This is a genomic window from Noviherbaspirillum phoenicis (assembly GCF_047237965.1).
Lineage (GTDB): Bacteria > Pseudomonadota > Gammaproteobacteria > Burkholderiales > Burkholderiaceae_D > Noviherbaspirillum_A.
The window spans coordinates 1,032,034-1,049,238 of sequence record NZ_JBDFLX010000001.1 but is presented as its reverse complement, the minus strand read 5'-3'; the positions used below and the strand labels follow the sequence as shown (position 1 = coordinate 1,049,238).

12 protein-coding genes are annotated in these 17,205 nt (G+C 69.6%); 1 reads left to right on the top strand and 11 read right to left on the bottom strand.

Features of this window, described 5'->3' with window-relative positions:
* Positions 1-16 precede the first annotated feature (16 nt).
* From ABC383_RS04795 to ABC383_RS04760, 8 genes are all read right to left on the bottom strand, one after another.
* Positions 17-3,136, bottom strand: coding sequence for an efflux RND transporter permease subunit (locus ABC383_RS04795; RefSeq protein ID WP_413012236.1), 3,120 nt, complete (start codon positions 3,134-3,136; stop codon positions 17-19).
* A 111-nt stretch (positions 3,137-3,247) separates the two neighbouring features.
* The gene (locus ABC383_RS04790) at positions 3,248-4,390 is read right to left on the bottom strand and encodes an efflux RND transporter periplasmic adaptor subunit (RefSeq protein ID WP_413012235.1); all 1,143 of its coding nucleotides are present in this window, start codon (positions 4,388-4,390) and stop codon (positions 3,248-3,250) included.
* Positions 4,387-5,799, bottom strand: a complete 1,413-nt coding sequence (locus ABC383_RS04785; protein WP_413012234.1) for an efflux transporter outer membrane subunit — start codon at positions 5,797-5,799, stop codon at positions 4,387-4,389. Before ABC383_RS04785 ends, ABC383_RS04790 begins: the two co-directional genes overlap by 4 nt.
* Before the next feature lie 105 nt (positions 5,800-5,904).
* Positions 5,905-6,501, bottom strand: a complete 597-nt coding sequence (locus ABC383_RS04780; protein WP_413012233.1) for a DUF2242 domain-containing protein — start codon at positions 6,499-6,501, stop codon at positions 5,905-5,907.
* Positions 6,502-6,661: 160 nt separating this feature from the next.
* Positions 6,662-7,231 (bottom strand): histidine phosphatase family protein, encoded by a 570-nt coding sequence (locus tag ABC383_RS04775; RefSeq protein ID WP_413012232.1) that lies wholly within the window; start codon positions 7,229-7,231, stop codon positions 6,662-6,664.
* Positions 7,228-8,574, bottom strand: coding sequence for an ATP-binding protein (locus ABC383_RS04770; protein ID WP_413012231.1), 1,347 nt, complete (start codon positions 8,572-8,574; stop codon positions 7,228-7,230). Before ABC383_RS04770 ends, ABC383_RS04775 begins: the two co-directional genes overlap by 4 nt.
* Positions 8,571-9,242 (bottom strand): response regulator, encoded by a 672-nt coding sequence (locus ABC383_RS04765; RefSeq protein ID WP_413012230.1) that lies wholly within the window; start codon positions 9,240-9,242, stop codon positions 8,571-8,573. The genes ABC383_RS04770 and ABC383_RS04765 overlap by 4 nt, the downstream gene beginning before the upstream one ends.
* A 57-nt stretch (positions 9,243-9,299) precedes the next feature.
* The gene (locus ABC383_RS04760; RefSeq protein ID WP_413012229.1) at positions 9,300-10,220 is read right to left on the bottom strand and encodes a putative bifunctional lysylphosphatidylglycerol flippase/synthetase; all 921 of its coding nucleotides are present in this window, start codon (positions 10,218-10,220) and stop codon (positions 9,300-9,302) included.
* Between the two features lie 399 nt (positions 10,221-10,619).
* Here ABC383_RS04760 and ABC383_RS04755 point away from each other — a divergent pair, with 399 nt between their 5' ends.
* Entirely contained in the window at positions 10,620-12,596 is a 1,977-nt protein-coding gene (locus ABC383_RS04755) for a PKD domain-containing protein (protein WP_413012228.1), read from the top strand.
* 125 nt (positions 12,597-12,721) lie between these two features.
* On the opposite strand, the gene ABC383_RS04750 is transcribed toward ABC383_RS04755, so the two are convergent.
* Genes ABC383_RS04750 through ABC383_RS04740 form a run of 3 tightly spaced genes read right to left on the bottom strand, consistent with a single transcriptional unit; the run spans position 12,722 to position 17,079 of the window.
* Complete coding sequence (locus tag ABC383_RS04750; protein WP_413012227.1) at positions 12,722-13,978, bottom strand: efflux RND transporter periplasmic adaptor subunit; 1,257 nt, start codon at positions 13,976-13,978, stop codon at positions 12,722-12,724.
* A gap of 6 nt (positions 13,979-13,984) precedes the next feature.
* Positions 13,985-16,360 (bottom strand): ABC transporter permease, encoded by a 2,376-nt coding sequence (locus ABC383_RS04745; protein ID WP_413012226.1) that lies wholly within the window; start codon positions 16,358-16,360, stop codon positions 13,985-13,987.
* Positions 16,354-17,079, bottom strand: a complete 726-nt coding sequence (locus tag ABC383_RS04740; RefSeq protein WP_413012225.1) for an ABC transporter ATP-binding protein — start codon at positions 17,077-17,079, stop codon at positions 16,354-16,356. The genes ABC383_RS04745 and ABC383_RS04740 overlap by 7 nt, the downstream gene beginning before the upstream one ends.
* Between the last annotated feature and the right edge of the window lie 126 nt (positions 17,080-17,205).

The window sequence follows — 17,205 nt, the reverse complement described above, 5'->3', positions numbered from 1 at the left end:
TCCGGCGGCGATCCCGCTATTTCACCGTCGTTTGCGCCTCGACAACCACAGGCGCTTTGTGCGGCGTTGACCTGACGAAACGTCGCCGCAGCCACTGCTGGACATCGTCGACATAGGTAAACACCGCTGGCACCACCAGGAGGCTCAGCAGCGTGGAGGTGATCAGGCCGCCGATCACGGCAATGGCCATCGGCGAGCGAAAGCTCGGGTCGGCGCCCCAGCCCAGCGCCAGCGGCAGCATGCCGGCGCCCATGGCGATGGTGGTCATGATGATGGGACGGCTGCGCTTGTGGCAGGCGTCCACCAGCGCGGCGAAGCGGTCCATGCCGGCCTGGCGCGCCAGGATCGCATAGTCCACCAGCAGGATGGAATTCTTGGTGACGATGCCCATCAGCATGATGAGGCCGATCATGGACGGCATCGACAGCGCGCGCCCGGTCAGCAGCAGCGCGACAAACGCGCCGCCGATCGACAGCGGCAGCGCGGCAAGGATGGTCAGCGGCTGCATGAAGTCCTTGAACAGCAGCACCAGCACGCCGTAGATGCACAGCACGCCGATCGCCATCGCCAGGCCGAAGCTGGCGAACAGGGTCTGCATTTCCTGCGCGTCGCCCAGCTCGGCAATGCGAACCGACGGCGGCAGGTTGCGCATCGAGGGCAGGTTGCGCGCCTCCTGGTTCAGCTCGCCCAGCGCGCGGCTGCCCAGTTCCACGTCCAGCGTCACGTTGCGGCTGCGGTTCAGGCGGTCGATCTGGGCCGGGCCGCTGGCGATCTCGATGCTGGCGACATTGCCCAGCATGACGGGGCCGTTGCGGCCCGGCACGGTGAGGCGGGCCAGCGCGTCGAGGTCGGCGCGCACCGCGTCGGGCAGCTTGACCCGCACCGGCACCTGGCGCTCGCTGAAGTTGAGCTTGGTGAGATTGACGTCATAGTCGCCGGCGGTGGCGACCCGCACCGTCTCGCCGATGGCGGCGGCGGTCACGCCCAGTTCGGCGGCGCGGGCGGGGTCGGGGCGCACGATGATCTCCGGGCGCACCAGCGAGGCGCTGGAATTGACGTTGCCTATGCCCGAGAGGCCGCGCAGCTCGCGCACCACCTGCTGTGCAGATGCCGCCAGCGCCACCGGGTCCTCGCTGCGCAGCACCAGCTGCATCTTCACGCCGATGTCGGCCGGGCCGACCGTGAAGCGGGCGCCGGGAATGGCGGAAAGGCGGCTGCGCAGGCCGCGCTCTATGTCGGCCATCGAGGCCTCGCGGTCGCGCCGGTGGGTGGTGGTCAGCGTCAGCACCGCGCGCCGCGCCTCGGCCGCCGCGCCGGGGGCGAAGGCGTCGCCGCTGGAGCCGCCGCCGATGGAGGAGAACACGCCGGTGACGTTTTTGTCCTCGATCGCCGCCAGCCGCGCGCGCTCGGCCACGGCGCGGGTCTGCGCCAGCGTGGCGCCGGGGGCGAGTTCGATGTTGATCTGGGTCTGGCCGCGGTCGGACGAGGGCACGAAGCCGGTCGGCAGCAGCGGCACCAAGGCGATCGAGGCGGCGAAGAACAGGCCGGAGCCGATCGCGGTGACCATGCGGTGGCGCAGGCACCATTGCATGGTGGCCATGTAGCGCCGCATCAGCCAGCCGTCGTCGCGCTGGTGGCGCTTGCGCGGCTTCAACAGGTAGGCCGCCATCATGGGCGTCAACAGCCGCGCCACCACCAGCGAGGCCAGGATGGCCAGCACCGCGGTCCAGCCGAACTGCTTGAAGAAGAGGCCAGGCACGCCGGCCATGAAGGCGGTAGGCAAAAAAACCGCCACCAGCGCGAAGGTGGTGGCGATCACGGCCATGCCGATCTCGTCGGCCGCTTCCAGCGCCGCCTGCATCGGCGACTTGCCCATGTCGAGGTGGCGCTCGATGTTCTCGATCTCGACGATGGCGTCGTCCACCAGCACGCCCACCACCAGCGCCAGCGACAAGAGCGTCACCATGTTCAGGGTGTAGCCGAACCAGGCCAGGCCGAGGAAGGTGGGAATCACCGACAGCGGCAGCGCGGCCGCGGCCACCAGGGTGGCACGCCAGTCGCGCAGGAACCACCAGACCACCAGCACCGCCAGCAGCGCGCCTTCATACAGCAGCTCCATCGAGCCCTCGAAGTTTTCCTCGACCGGCGCTGCATTGTCGATCACCTGGGTCAGCACCACGTTCGGATTGGCCGCCTGCAGCTCGGCCACCGCGGCGCGCGCGCCCTCGGCCACCCGCACTTCGCTGGCGCCGCGGGTGCGGAAGATCTCGAAGCCCACCACCGGCCGGCCGTCGCGCGTGGCCACGGCGCGCGGTTCGCTGACGGTGTCGGTGACGGTGGCCACCTGGTCCAGCCGGATATGGCGCCCATCCAGCAAGGGCACGTCCAGCCGCGCCAGTTCGGCCGCGCTCTGCACCGTGGCGATGGTGCGCACCGACTGCTCCGCACCGCCGACGTCGCCGCGCCCGCCGGGCGCTTCCTGCTGCACCTGGCGCAGCCGGCGCGACACGTCCAGCGCGGAGGCGTTCAGCGCCGCCATCTTCAGCCCGTCCAGTTCCACCCGCACTTCGCGGCTGACGCCGCCCATGCGCTTGACCGCGCCCACGCCGGGCACCGCCAGCAGGCGCTTGGCGACCTTGTTGTCGACGAACCAGCTCAGCTCCTGGTCGTCCAGGCGGCGGGCGCCGCCGGCTTCCAGCGCGGACGCGGCGGTGAAGGTCAGCACCACCCGGCCGGCGGTGGACGCCTTGGTGACGGACGGGTCGCGCAGGTCGGCCGGCATGTCGGCCCGCACCCGGGCCACTGCGTCGCGCACGTCATTGACCGCCTCGGCCAGCGGCTTTTCCAGGATGAATTCAACGGTGATGGTGGCTTCGCCGTCCAGCACCCGGGTGTAGATGTTCTTCACACCCTGCAGCGTGGCCACGCTGTCCTCGATCTTGCGCGCCACCTCGGTTTCCAGCTGGGCCGGCGCGGCGCCGGGCAGGTTGGCCACGACGGTCACCACCGGCAGTTCGATGTCGGGGAAATCCTGCACGGCGGTGGCGCGGTAGGACAGCAGGCCGGCCAGCGTCAGCAGCACGAACAGCATGATGGCCGGGATCGGGTTGCGGATGGAGAGGGCGGAAAAATTCACGGCTGGGCCTCTGGGTGGACGGCGTGGTGCAGGGTGGAAGTCGGGGTGGGGGCGGGCGCGCGATGCGCGCTGCAGGGTTTCATCGAACGAGGCATGCCGGCTGCGGCCGCCTCATGGCCCGGCTGCCGGGCCGTCGGCGCGCCGCACCAGGTCGCCGTCGTTCAGGAAGCCGGCGCCGTCCAGCGCCAGCAGCGCATCGGGCGCAAGGCCCTCGACGATTTCCACCCGCTCGCCCTGGCGGCGGCCGGTGCGCACCTTGACCTGGCTGACGCGGTTGTCGGCATTGAGCCGGAACACATAGGAAAAGCCGTCGCGCACCACCACCGCTTGCTGCGGCACGGTCAGGCCCGGCGCGCTGCCGAGGTCGAACTCGCCGCGGGCATACATGCCGGCCCGGAGCGGCAGCACGCGATTGTTCGGCGGCGCGCCGTCGTCCGGCGGCAGCAGGTCGACATACACCAGCGCGGTGCGGTTCTGCAGGTCCACGGTGGGCGCCACCATGCGCACCCGGCCCTGGACTTCGGCGCCGCCCGGCGCCGCCAGCGTGGCCATCGCGCCGGGCTGGATATTGCCCAGTTCGGCAGCGGTGACTTCGGCGCGCCATTCGAGGCGGCCCTGGCGGATCATGCGAAACAGCTCGGCGCCGGCCGGCACCACCGCGCCGACGGTTGCGCTGCGGGCCGAGATCACGCCGTCGTCCGGCGCCAGCACCCGGGTATGCCGCAGCCGCAGGCGCTGCCCGGCCACCGCCGCGCGCGCCGCTTCCACCCGCGCCTGGGCGGTCTGGGCGCCGGTGGCGAACTGGTTGATCTGCTGCGCCGACAGCGCGCCGCTGTCCTTCAAGGTGCGGGCGCGCTGGGCATTGTTGGCGGCGTCGGCGGCCGCGGCCTCGGCTTCCATCAGCGCCGCGGTGGCCTGCGCCATGTCGGCCTGCACCGCATCGGCGGCGAACACGGCCAGCACGTCGCCCGCCTTCACCCTGTCGCCGACGTTTACCCGCACGTCGGTCAGGCGCAGGCCCCCGGCCTCGCTGCCGACCACCGCTTCCTGCCAGGCGGCGACATTGCCGTTGGCCACCAGCCGGCGCGGCATGTCCACCGTCTGCGGCCGCACCGTGGTGACGGTCAGCGCCGGCTTGGGCGCGGCGGCTTCCTGCGGCGCGTGGCGGATGCGGCCAACCAGCAGCCCGGCGCCGGCGCCGAACAGCGCCAGCAGCAACAGGATCAACACGGGTCTGGCAAGGTTCTTCTTCATGGCGTGGTGCGTTCGCTGATGGTGAGGGCGCCGTCCCAGCCTCCGCCGGCGGCGCGGTAGAGGGAAATCCAGGCGGCAGTGCGTTCGTTGAGCAGGGACAGCAGCGCCGTCTCGGCGGTGAGCCGTATCCGGCGCGCTTCCTCCAGTTCCAGCAGGCTGGCCAGGCCGCTGCGGTAGCGCGCCTCGATGCCGGCGAACGAGGCGCTGTAGCCCTCGACCGCCACCCGCGCATCCTCGCCGCGGCGGGCGGTGGCGTCCAGCGTGACCAGCGCCTGTTCGACCTCGCGCACCGCCTGGCGGGCCGCGGCCCGGTAGCGGCTTGCGGCGGCCTCATAGCGTTCGCGCGCCGCGTCGAGGTTGGCGGCGCGGCGGCCGCCGTCGAAGATCGGCAGCGTCAGCGCCACCGGACCGATGGACCAGGTTTCCAGCGAGCCGGTGATGGTGCTGCTGCGAAAGCGCGCCGCGCCGACCGAGCCGGCCAGCGTCAGGCGCGGATAGCGCTGGGCGTCGGCCGCGCCGATGTCGGCGGCGGCGCCGGCAAGCTCGCTGGCCGCGCGCGCCAGGTCGGGCCGCTGCGCCAGCACGGCTGCCGGCAGCGCGGGAATCCGCAGCGCCGCTTCCTGCGGCAGCACGCCTGGCTGCTGCTGCAGCCGGCGCCGCAGTTCGGCCTCCGGCATCGCCGTCAGCGCCACCAGGGCCTTGATGTCGATGTCGCAGCTGGCGCGCTGCTGCACCAAGCGGCTGTTGCCCTCGGCGGTAGTGGCGCGCGCCAGCGCGGCGGTGGCCGGCGCCTGGAAGCCGGCGTCGGCGGCCAGGCTGGTCAGGCGCGCGGTCTCGCTGCGCGAGGCGGCGTCGGCGGCCGCCACCTCCACCAGCTTTTCGCAGGTGCGCAACTGGTAATACTGGCTGGCGGTTTCGGCGGCGAGCGTCACCCGTGCCTCGTGCCAGCCGGCCTGGGCGCCGGCCAGCCTGGCTTCGGCGGCGTCGCGGCCGGCGCGGTTGGCGCCGAACAGGTCGGCTTCCCAGCGCGCCTGCAGCGCGCCCTGCAGCACCGTGGCCATCGGCAGCGGCGGCTGGGCGCTGCTGCGGCTGGCCTGCAGGTTGCCGTCCAGCGTGGGCAGCAGCGCGGCGCCGGCGCCGACCCGGGTGGCGCGCGCGTCGGCGATCTGGGCGCGGGCGGTGGCCAGGTTGGGGCTGGCCGCCTGGGCGGCGTCGATCAGGTCGGCCAGCAGCACATCGCCCTGGCCGCGCCACCATGCCGACAGGGCCGCGCCGCTGCCTTCATGCGGCAGCGGCGCCTGCCATTGCGGCGGCGCCTCGCGCGTCACCTGCGCTGGCGGCGCGGTGGCGCAGCCGGCCAGCAGGGCCAGGGCGAACACGGCGAAACGAGGATGGCTGGAAAGCGGCATGGGGAGGCGGAAGCGGAATCGGCGCGAAGGGCCTGCGGTGTGGTTCGGATGTGGTCGGATGTGGTTATTAACGGCGCGCAGGTGGTGTCCCTTTAGCCGCCAGGCCTATTTTTCCGCCTGCGGCTTGTCCGGCGCCGGCAGGCTGTCCGGCTGCGGTTTCTCCGACAGCCTTTCCGATGCCGGCAGATAGCGTTCCACCAGGCCGAAGAAGCGGTCGTAGAACTTCGACTCCAGGATGGTCTGGCTGGCCACCTTCACCAGCGAATCGTCGCTGCCGGTAAACGGCAGCGACACCGAGCCCAGCGCCGGCACGCCGACGCTGGCCGCGTTGTTGGTCTTCTTCAGCGCATAGTGGTCCTGCAGGGCGTTGACGAAGGCGACGCTGTTCTTGCCGTCGGCGCTGTCCGGCGCGCAGACCACGTGGAATTCGATCTCCGCATGCACATCGCCGTTGGGCTGGAAGTTCTTGCGGCCATTGACGGCGTCGGTGCGTGACGAGGTGATCACATAGCCCTGGCTCAGCAGCGCCCGGCGCGCCGCCTCGCAGGTCTCGGCCGCGCTGGCCAGGTAGACGTGGGAATAGGTGTTGGTGTCGCCGAAGGCTTCGTTCTGGTACACCGCCTGCCTCGATGTCGTGCAGGCGGCCAGCAGGGCCAGGGGCAGGACGCACAGGCAAACGCGTGGACGGAAAGAGACGGACATGAAACGGTTTCCTCAGAGGCAAGAAGTGGCGGTATTGTTTCGCGGCAATAAGCTCGTGAGACAGAGTCTTTGCAGCTTTGTTGCAGAGTCCCGGAAAAAATATCCCGGCGGCATCATGCCACAAGCCGATGCCGGATGGTGCGGGTCGCCGGGTCCTTTCTTACAGCGCCGGCCTGATGCGGCCGGCGAGTTCCAGCTTTCCGTCCCTGGCCCTGACCACGACGATCTCGCCGGATTCGACATAGCCGCCGATCAGCGCGGTGATATTGACCTGGTGCGTCACCATCACCAGCGGCGTGGCCGAAGGGTGGCGGCCGATCAGCCCCAGCACCAGTTCCGTCTGCGTCTTTTCCTGGCCGGCGTTCTCGAAGAAGGAGTTCAGGGCCGGTTCCGGCGTGACCGGCCCCAGCCCGAGGCCGGCGGCGGTGTCCAGGCAGCGGCACCACTGGCTGGAGTACACCGTGGCGCGGGCGATGCCATGTTCGCGAAACAGGGCGCCGGCGCGCGCCGCCTGGCGCTTGCCCTCGGCCGACAGGTTGCGCTGGGTGCGGCAGTCGTCCAGGCGGAAGCCCGACGGATCGCCCACGCCGGGCGCCTGCGCATGGCGCATCAGGGCCACGTGGGTGCCGGCGCGCAGGCCGGCCCAGAGCGCGGTGTCGTCGGCCGCGTTCGCGGTCTGCCAGGTCAACAGGGGCAGCAGGGCCAGCAGGGCCAGCATCAGTTTTTTCATCGGGATTCTCCAGAAGGGTGCGCCTGGGCTGGCAGCGGAAACCGGACTTCCACCCGCAGGCCGCCCAGCGGCGCATCGTCCAGCGCCACCAGCGCGCCATGGCGGGCGGCGATATTGGCGACGATGGCCAGGCCAAGGCCGCTGCCGGTGCTGTCGGCATCGGCTGCCTGGGCCTGGCCCCGGTAGAAGCGCTGGAAGGCGCGCTCGCGTTCCGCGGCGGGAATGCCGGGGCCGTCGTCGTCCACGCGCAGCAGCGCTTCCTCGCCGCGCTGCGCCACGTTCACCGCCACCTGGCCGCCTTGTGGCGTGTAGCGTATCGCATTGTCCAGGAGGTTGCGCATGAGGATGCGCAATGAGTCGGCATCGGCGCTGATCGTTACCGGCGCCGGCGCGTCCAGCGCAAGTTCGATGCGGCGCGCCTCGGCCTGCGGCCAGGCGTCGGCCAGCGCCTGGCGTGCCGCCTCCGCCAGGTCCAGCCGGGCCAGCGGCGCCGGCGCTTCGCCCGGCGCGGTGCGGGCAGCCGTCAGCAGTTGCTCGATCAGCCGGCTGGCGCGCTCCACGCCCTGCCGCAACTGGGCGGCGGCCGCCTCCCGGGCGGCGGCGTCGCTGGCGCGCGACAGCAGCTGCAGCTGCAGCGTCAGCGCCGTCAGCGGCGAGCGCAGTTCATGGGCGGCGTCGGCAACGAAGGCGCGCTGGCTGTCGAAGGCCAGCTTCAGCCGGCCCAGCAGGGAGTTGATCGCATGCGCCACCGGCTCGACCTCGCTCGGCAGGTCGTGTTCCGGCAGCGGCTCGAGGCTGGCGGCGTCGCGCCGCTTGACTTCCAGCGCCAGCCGCTGCACCGGCCGCAGGGCGCGGTCGACGAGCAGCCAGATCAGCAGCGCCATCAGCGGCGCGAAGATCAAGAGCGGACGCAGGCTGCGCAGCGCGGCCGCGGCGGCCAGGTCGCGCCGCAGTTCCAGCGGCTGCGCCACCTGGATGATGCGACCGCGCGCGGCCATGCTGTAGACCCGCCAGCGGCGGTTGCCGGCGTCGACATTGGAAAAGCCGAGCACGGCGCGGTCGGGCAGGCCGCTGTCCGGATGCGAGAGGTAGAGCGTGGTGCCGTTCATGGTCCAGATCTGCGCCACCACCGACGGCGCTTCCTCGCCCGGACCGGGGGCCGGCGGCAGTCCGGCTGCCGTGCCCTGGTCGCGCAGCGACAGCGCGGTCTGGCGCAGCTGGTAGTCGAACAGCTGCTCGTTCTCGCGCAGGGTGTTGCGGTAGGTCAGCAGGCCGGTGACGCCGGCCGCCAGCAGCGCCGCCGCCAGCAGGAATACCGAAAGCCGGGCGCGCAGCGACTTCATGCGGCGCCATCCGGACGCGGGATGTAATAGCCGACGCCGCGCACATTGCGGATGAAGTCCGGGCCCAGCTTGCGGCGGATCGCATGGATGTGCACCTCGACCGCATTGCTCTCGATTTCCTCGCCCCAGCCGTACATTCTTTCCTCCAGCTGGGCGCGCGACAGGATCGCGCCCGGCCGCAGCGCCAGCGCCTCGACGATCGCGTATTCCCGCGCCGAGAGCGTGACCGGGACGCCGTCGCGCTGCACGCTGCGGCGCGCCAGGTCGAGCGCAACGCCGCCCAGCTGCAGCCCGGGCCCGGCGCGGCCGGCGCTGCGCCGCAGCGCGGAGCGGATGCGGGCGGCCAGTTCATCGAGATCGAATGGTTTGACCAGGTAGTCGTCGGCGCCGGCGTCCAGCCCGGCGACCCGCGACTCCACCGCGTCGCGGGCGGTGATGATGATGACCGGCAGCGTCTTGCGGCGCTCGCGCAGGCTACGCAGGATATCCAGCCCCTGCTTGCCGGGCAGGCCCAGGTCCAGCAGCACCAGGTCGTAGTCGCCGGCAGCCAGCGCGGCGTCGGCACGCGGGCCGTCGCGCAGCCAGTCGACCACGTAGCCGTCCTGCAGCAGCGCGTCGCGCACGGCGGCGCCTATCATGTTGTCGTCTTCGGCAAGGAGGATGCGCATGGGAATGTTCCGGGAAGAGGCGCACATTCTAAAGGTTGTCGCCTGGAATGCAGCAATTTAGGCCCGGCGTCGCACAAGCCAGCGCAGCGCCAGGGCCGCCAGCGCCAGCAGCAGCGGCGCCAGGTAATACAGCACGCGAAAGGCCAGCAGCGCGGCCACCGCCTGCGACACATCGATGCCTTTCGGCAGCAGCAGCAGAAAGGCCGAATCGAATACACCAAGGCCGCCCGGCGCCTGGCTGGCGCTGCCGGCCACGATGGCGAGCAGGAAGGCCTGCATGAAATGGCTCCAGGCAAGATCCGGAACATCCGGCAGCAGCAGCCACAGCACGCTGGAAATGGCCAGCAGTTCCGTGACCCCGGCGGCAAGCTGGCCGACGCACAGCGGCAGCGGCGGCGTCGTCATCCGGAAACCACGCAGGCGCAGCGTGCGCGGCCGGCGCGACAGCAGCAGGTAGGCCGCGGGCGCCAGCAGCAGCAGGCCGGCAAGCCGCACCGAGGGCTTGACGGGGTTGAGCGCGAATAGCAAGCCGCCCAGCGCCGCATAGCCCAGCCAGAAACCGAGGCTGGCGAAGACCGCCATCCGGGCGACCTCCGACGGCGCCAGGCCCAGCGGCCGCAATCCGGCATAGCGCACGCCGCCTGCAACCACCATTGCATTGAACGAGACATTGCCCAGCGCGAAGGCGGTCGCGGTCACCGGCGCGCTGCGGCGCCACGGCTGCGGCCGGCCCAGCCAGCGCAGGCTGAGCAGGTCGTAGAGCGTCAATGCCAGGTAGGCCAGCAGCAGGCAGCCCAGCGCCAGCGCCAGACGGGACGGCGGCAGCAGGCGCAGGGCGGCGGCAATGGCGTGCGGACTGCTCTCGCGCAGCATGCCCTGTAGTCCCCACAGCGCCATCGCAACGATGGCCAGGCTTAGGAGCGGCCCGAGCAGGCGCCGCAGCTGGTAGGGGCGGCCCGGGATGTCGTGGTCAGCCATCGGGACAGCTTGCCGGGATGAAAGGACGGTACAGGCCCCGATTGCCTGGATTGGTTGGACACGCCATGAAGAAAGCCGGAAAGTCGATTTTTCTGAACTGACATTATTGCGGCCTAGCGCCGCTGTCCAATGCGTTCCCGTCAAACCCTGGCGCCATCCGCCTGCCGAAACGCCGGGCATTCGCCACCTGGCGGTTTCATGCCGTATTTGACTTCTGGTAAAAATATTCTAACCTGTAGTTGTTCGTTTAAAGATTCTTGGTGCTTTTATAGATCAATTTGCCCCTCACTTGTCTGTCCGGAAGCGGGGCTCAATTCAGCGGATGCCAATATGAAGAAAACGGCGGCGACACAGACCGTGCCTGGTCGAGGCTGTCTGGCTCTGGTGTTTTGCGGCCTCATGGCCGCCTGCGGCGAAGGCAGCCTCACCGCAAACGGGCCTGTTCCGGCGCCAACCCTGAGCGCAGTAGCCGCAGCCGTGGGCAATGTGGAGTACACGGTGGTTAATCTTGCCGAGAATGGCACGGCGGATCAGAACAGCATCAGCCCGCAGGGCAAGGTCATTTTCAACATGGTGAACCTGCCGGGCACAGGCGGCGCCAGCCGGTTTACCGGCAGCTATTACGACGGAACCAGGATTTATCCCGTGCTGGACACCCTGGGCCTGGTTTCCGCCGTCAACGATGCCGGGCAGGTGGTGGGCACGCGCTTGTCCAATGGAAAGCTGCGGCAGTTCATCTGGACCGTTGCCGGGGGCGCGTCCGACTTCCTGCCCGAGGCGGAAACGAACGGCGCTGCCGTTGATATCAATGACGCCGGCGAAGTCGCTTTCCAGATCGAAGACGCGGAGGTGCCCAGCAAGCAGTTGCTGTACAGATGGAAAAACGGCGTGGCAAGCGCTGTGAGCGGCTTTGCCAATGGCACGAGCCTGGGCATGCTCAAGATCAACGCGGAGGGCGCCATAGCCGGAGACTTTCTGGCGACCGTGCCGGCGCCGGCTGGCCTCAATACCGAGGTGCATGGTTATGTCTGGAAGGACGGATCGATCAAGGACCTGGGCATCGTCGGCCAGCGGCAGGCCGACCTGTCCTATTCGACCGAGGTAAAGAATCTCAACGATAGCGGGCAGGTCGTCGGCAACGCCACTACCTTCAATCTCGTCACGCGCACTCGCTCGACCCAGGCGTTTGCATGGACGCCGCAGTCCGGAAAAATGAACACGCTCGGCAGCCTGCGCGCTGACAAGACAGGAACATCGGTTGCCATTCACAGCAATAACCTGGGGCAGGTGGTCGGCAATGCCGTCACCGACAGCGGCGCACTGCATGGCTATCTGTGGACGGAAGCCGACGGCATGATCGACCTCACGCCGGGTGCTGCGAACTCGGAGGCATGGGCTGTGAACAACCTCGGGCAGGTGGTGGGTTATTTCGGGCTTTCTCCGCAAGCCGCCAGCGGTTTCCTCTGGAGCGCCGCCGAAGGGCTGATCGACTTGAACACCCGCACGCCGCGCGCCTTGCGTGACGCGGGATTGAGGATACTGGCAGGCATTGCCATCGCCGACACAGGCAGCATATTGGCCGCATCCAATACAGGGCTGGTCCTGCTGAGCCCTGGCGTACCTAGCGCTTCCGCACCATCGATCGGCCCGATCAACGGCAATATCGTGCTGGCGACTGGCACGCCGCTCAACCTGTCGGCCACCTTTGTCGACGCCGACGTCGCCGATACCCATGTGGCGCAGTGGACCTGGGGAGATGGCACGTCCGCCAGCGGCGCACTGACCGAAAGCGGCGGCACCGGCACGGTATCAGGCAGCTACACCTACCCGAACCCGGGCATCTACAAGGCCACGTTGAAGGTCACGGACAATGCCGGGCGTTACGCGCAGGTGTCGCAGGATATCGTCGTCTACGATCCCGCCGGCGGCTATGTCACTGGCGGCGGATGGATACAGTCCCCGTCGGGGGCTTACCGGGCGGATACGTCGCTCAGCGGACGCGCCACATTTGGTTTTGTATCGAAATATGAAAGGGGCGCAACGGTCCCTTCCGGCCATACGCAGTTCCGCTTCATCAGCGCCAAGTTCGGTTTCAGCAGCACCAGTTACGACTGGCTGGTGGTGGCCGGTGCGCGGGCGCAGTACAAGGGAAGCGGCGCCTTGAATGGCGTGGACGGCTACAAGTTCATCCTCACCGCCGTCGATGGCGACAAGATAGGACAGGCCGACCGCTTCCGCATCAGGATTTTCCATACCAGTCCCGACACCGGCGAGGATGTCGTCGACTACGACAACCAGACCACCAGCGGCACCGAGGGGACATCCAGCGAGGGGACCTTGGTGAACGGCGGCTCCATCGTCGTACACAAGTCCTGACGATGTGCTGGCAGAAGCGGCAAACTGTCGCGGCAGTTGCCGCGGCCGTTTCGTGCGCTCCCGGCAGCAAACTGCATGACCGGTGCAACCCAGGCTTGCCTGGCTGCTCTCCGCGGTCACAGCCGTCATGGCAAGGGCCGCACCCGCATCCCATCCTTCATCTGGTTATTCGGAAACCTCACCACCTGCTCGCCGTCCGCCAGGCCATCCAGCACCTGCGCCTCTTCCTGGTTGCGCTGGCCTATCTTCACCGTGCGCTCGCGGATCCGGCCGTCTTCCACCGCGAATACATGCCAGGCGTCGCCAACCCGGAACAGGCTGCTGCCGGGCGCCTTGCGCACCTGCCCGGCTTCCCAAGTGACGACGCGCGCCTCGACCCGGTAGCCGTCGCCCAGCGGCCCCAGCGCATCCACCGGCGTGGCGATCACATTGACCCGCTGTTCCTCCACGCCCAGCGCCGACACCTTGGTGAAGGCCACCGGCTCGACCAGGCGCACCATGGCGCGCAGCGACTGGCCGCCGCCCCAGTCGTCCAGCCACATGGTCTGGCCCGGCCTGATGCGCACCGCGTCGGTGGACAGCACATCGACCACGATCTCGTAGTCGGCCGGATTGCCGACCGACACCAGCGGCGTTCCGGCGGCGACGATGCGCTCGCTCTTTTCATGCACCTTCAGCACATAGCCATCCACCGGCGAGGTCAGCGGCAGGGGCTGCTGGCCTCGCTGATCGGCGGCGGCGTCGGCGGCGATCAGCGCAGCCTGGGCGGCGCGCACGTCGCCCTGCGTCGCCTGCGAGCGGGCGCGGGCGGCGTCGGCCTCGGCCCGCGCCGCCGCCTCGGCCGAGCGGGCCTTGTCCATCGCCTGCGGCGAGACGAACTTCTCGGCCACCAGGCGCTCCACCCGGCCGCGTTCGCTGGCGGCCAGCGCCAGGTCGCTGGCGCTGCGCTGCGCCCGCATCTCCGCCTCGCGCGCCAGCGCCCGCGCCGACTCCAGCCGCGCCTGCGCCTGCTCGCGCTGGCGCGGGTCCATCGGCGTCGGATACAGCGTCGCCAGCACCTGGCCCCGGCGCACCGGGTCGCCATCGTCCAGCGCGCTGCGCGCCAGGCGGCCCGCCACCGGCGCGGCCAGCACGTACTTGTCGTGGATGCGGACCTGGCCCTGGTTGCTCACGGCCACCTGCATCGGTCCGGTTCTGACCGTGGCCAGTTCGGTCGCCAGCGGCGCCGGCGCGAACAGCAGCCAGCCGAGCAGCCCAAGCGCCAGCAGCGCCAGCACGATGAAGGCCATGCGCTTGCGGCCAGGCGCGGCCCTGGCTGCCGAGGGCCTGGGCGGCGCGGCAGCCGGCGCCGGCGCTGCCTTGATCAGGGTGCGTGACTCCATGCAGCGTTACTCCCGGGTCTTGAGTACTTCGATCAGGTCCAGCCGGCGCACCTTGCGCCAGACCAGGGCGCTGGCCACCGCTGCGGCGGCCAGCACCACGCCGATCGACAGCAGGAAGGTGCGGTGGCTGACCACCAGCGGAATGCGGAACAGGTCCTGGCTCAGCAATTCAGAAAGCAGCGCCGCCAGGCCATAGCCCAGCAGGCAGCCCAGCGGCAGCGAGGCCAGGGTCAGCGCCGCCTGCTGGCCCAGCAGCATCGCCGCCACCTCCGCTGTGGTGAAGCCGAGGATGCGCAGGCTGGCCAGTTCGATCGCCTGTTCCGACAGCGCGATGCGGGTGGCGTTGTAGACCACGCCCAGCGCAATGATGCAGGCAAAGCTGACCAGCACCACGGTGTTGATGCGCATGTTCTCCGCCACCGTCGACAGGAAGCTCTGCAGCGTCGCTTCCCTGAGGCTGACGCTGCGGATTGCCGGCACCGTCTTGAGCTGGCGGTACAGCGCGCCCTGGCTCTGCGGGTCCACCGCCAGGAAGGCGCCGGAGGCCATTAGCGGTTCCTGCGCCAGCGCCGCCATCGCCCGCGCATCCATGTACGACAGCATGCCGATCGGCTCATCGATGATGCGCACCACCGGCGTTTCGGCGCGCTGGCGCTGGCCTTCCATGAAGGCGATCTCCAGGTGCTCGCCCTCGGCGATGCCGAGCGTGTCGGCCAGCATGCGGGTCAGCACGATGCCCCTGGGCGGCAGGTCGATGGCGCGTTCGTCCTCGTCCAGCACCCGGCGCAGCTCGCGCCGCGGCGGCAGCGCGACGATCGCGGTGCGCTTGCTGCGATGGCGAAAGCGCATCGTCACCGCCGCCGAGCGGAACGGCTCGACCCGCAGCACGCCGGGCAGCGCGGCCAGGTCGTAGGCCACCGACCAGTCGCGCGGTTCGTTGAAGGACAGCGTGACATCATCGCGCTGCGCCACCCGGAACTGCACCCGCACGATCTCGTTGAGCGCATCGAAGGTGTACTGCCCGGTGATCACCAGCGCCAGCGCCGACGCCAGGCCGAGGATGGACAGCAGACTCTTGGCCGGCTTGCGCTCCAGGTTGCGCAGCACCATGCGCACCGGCAGCGCGATCCAGCGCTGCAGGCCCAGCCGTTCCAGCGGCCCCGGCCGGAACCGCGCCGGCGCTTCCGGCCGCATGGACTCGGCCGGCGACAGCGTCACCACCCGGCGCGCGGCCAGCAGCGCGCCGGCCACCGCCGACAGCGCGGCAATCGACAGCGCCGCGGCAATCGCGAAACCCGACAGCGCAAACGACAGCTGCGGGAAATGATAGAAGCGCGCATACAGCCGGGCCAGCCCGTGCCCGAGCCAGGCGCCGACCGCGATGCCGCCCATGCCCCCGGTCATCACGGTCAGCAGCGCGAACTTCATGTAGTGCAGGCTGACCGACAGCCGACTGTAGCCGAAGCTCTTCAGGAGGCCGATCTGCGCCCGCTGCAGCGTGGTCAGACGCAGCAGCACGTTATGGATCAGGAAGGCCGCCACGGCAAGAAAGATCGCCGGCAGCACGGTCGAGCTGACCCGGCTCTGGGCCAGCTCGTTGGCCAAGAAATTGTGCGACAGCTGCTCGCTGCGGCCATAGGCGCCGATCGCGCCATAGGGCGCCAGCAGCCGGTCCAGTTCGGCGATCACCTGCTGCTCGCTGGCATGCGGCGCCAGCGTGACAGTGATGTCATTGATGCCGTCGCGCATGGCCAGCGCGCCGGCCAGCGCGTCGCGGTCCATCCACAGCACGCCGAAGCGGCGGTTGTCGGGAAAGCTGTTGCCCTTGATCTCGTTGACGTATTCGGGCGAGATCGCAATGCCGACGATGCGCAGGCGCTCGCGCCGGCCGTTGATGATCGCGCCCAGCGTGTCGCCCGGACGCAGCCGGTTGGCGCCGGAAAAGGCTTCGCTGACCAGCACCTCGTTGCGGCTGAGAGTGCCTGGCAGCCGGCCCGAACGCAGGTGCACCCGGTTCAGGCCGGCGCCGTCCGGCGCCAGCGACACCAGCCGCCCGCTCGCCGGTTCATCCAGCCCCGGCACGTCCAGCGAGGCGTCGAACACGACCCGGCCCTGGGCTTCGCTGACGCCGGGAATCGCCTGCACCCGGCTGACGATATTCAACGGCGCGCGGCGCACGCTGGCAAACACATCGGCAAAGCGGTAGCGCTCGTAATAGGCCTGCTGCGCCGAGAGCAGCGCCTCGTAGGAGCCGCGCATGGTGACGAAGGTGGCGATGCCGCACAGCGCCACCATGGCCACCGCCAGCACCTGGCCGCGCATGCGCCACAGGTCGCGCAGCAGCTTGCGGTCCAGCGCACCGATGAAGGCCGGCATCACCATGCGATCTGCTCCGCCGACAGCCGGGTCGCGTTGACGTCTATATGGGTGATGCTGCCGCTGCCGATATGCACCACCCGGTGCGCCAGCGAGGCAATCGCCGCGTTGTGGGTGATGACCACCGTGGTGGTGCCGAACTCGCGGTTGATGCGGTCCAGCACGTCGAGCACGATGCGGCCGGTCTGGTAGTCCAGCGCACCCGTTGGTTCGTCGCACAGCAGGATGTCGGGCCGCTTCGCAATGGCGCGGGCAATCGCCACCCGCTGCTGCTCGCCGCCGGACAACTGGGCCGGGAAATGGTCCAGCCGCTCGCCCAGGCCCACCAGCGCCAGCGCCTCGGCGGCATCCATCGGATGGTCGCTGATCTCGGTGACCAGCTGCACGTTTTCCAGCGCGGTCAGGCTGGGAATCAGGTTGTAGAACTGGAACACGAAGCCGACATGATGGCGCCGGAAGCGGGTCAGGGTGGCGTCGTCGGCCGCCGACAGGTCGAGCGCGCCATAGCGCAGCGTGCCGGCGCTGGGCAGGTCCAGCCCGCCGATGATGTTGAGCAGGGTGGACTTGCCGCTGCCGGATGCGCCGAGCAGCACCACCAGCTCGCCGTCGTACAGCGCGAGGTCGGTGGGCTTGAGGGCCTGGACCTGCAGCTCGCCCATGACGTAGGTCTTGGCCACGCCCTGCAGCGTGAAGACGGCCTGGCGCTCGATGTGGGGATTGGTCATGCTTTCTGGCTGGTGTATTCGGGCCGCGGAACCGGACAGGCGCAGCGGGAGCAGGGCGGTGAGGGCAGGCCGCGACGCAGCAAGGTTCGCACCGCGCATGGCCGCGGCGGTTGATGTAAGTCAAGC

What these genes read in the sequence shown, in the direction of transcription:
- ABC383_RS04790 (WP_413012235.1), bottom strand. Translation starts at nt 4,390, where the DNA reads ATGAAGAAGAACCTTGCCAGACCCGTGTTGATCCTGTTGCTGCTGGCG.
- ABC383_RS04740 (WP_413012225.1), bottom strand. Translation starts at nt 17,079, where the DNA reads ATGACCAATCCCCACATCGAGCGCCAGGCCGTCTTCACGCTGCAGGGC.
- ABC383_RS04750 (WP_413012227.1), bottom strand. Translation starts at nt 13,978, where the DNA reads ATGGAGTCACGCACCCTGATCAAGGCAGCGCCGGCGCCGGCTGCCGCG.
- ABC383_RS04760 (WP_413012229.1), bottom strand. Translation starts at nt 10,220, where the DNA reads ATGGCTGACCACGACATCCCGGGCCGCCCCTACCAGCTGCGGCGCCTG.
- ABC383_RS04765 (WP_413012230.1), bottom strand. Translation starts at nt 9,242, where the DNA reads ATGCGCATCCTCCTTGCCGAAGACGACAACATGATAGGCGCCGCCGTG.
- ABC383_RS04780 (WP_413012233.1), bottom strand. Translation starts at nt 6,501, where the DNA reads ATGTCCGTCTCTTTCCGTCCACGCGTTTGCCTGTGCGTCCTGCCCCTG.
- ABC383_RS04755 (WP_413012228.1), top strand. Translation starts at nt 10,620, where the DNA reads ATGGCCGCCTGCGGCGAAGGCAGCCTCACCGCAAACGGGCCTGTTCCG.
- ABC383_RS04745 (WP_413012226.1), bottom strand. Translation starts at nt 16,360, where the DNA reads ATGGTGATGCCGGCCTTCATCGGTGCGCTGGACCGCAAGCTGCTGCGC.
- ABC383_RS04770 (WP_413012231.1), bottom strand. Translation starts at nt 8,574, where the DNA reads ATGAAGTCGCTGCGCGCCCGGCTTTCGGTATTCCTGCTGGCGGCGGCG.
- ABC383_RS04775 (WP_413012232.1), bottom strand. Translation starts at nt 7,231, where the DNA reads ATGAAAAAACTGATGCTGGCCCTGCTGGCCCTGCTGCCCCTGTTGACC.
- ABC383_RS04785 (WP_413012234.1), bottom strand. Translation starts at nt 5,799, where the DNA reads ATGCCGCTTTCCAGCCATCCTCGTTTCGCCGTGTTCGCCCTGGCCCTG.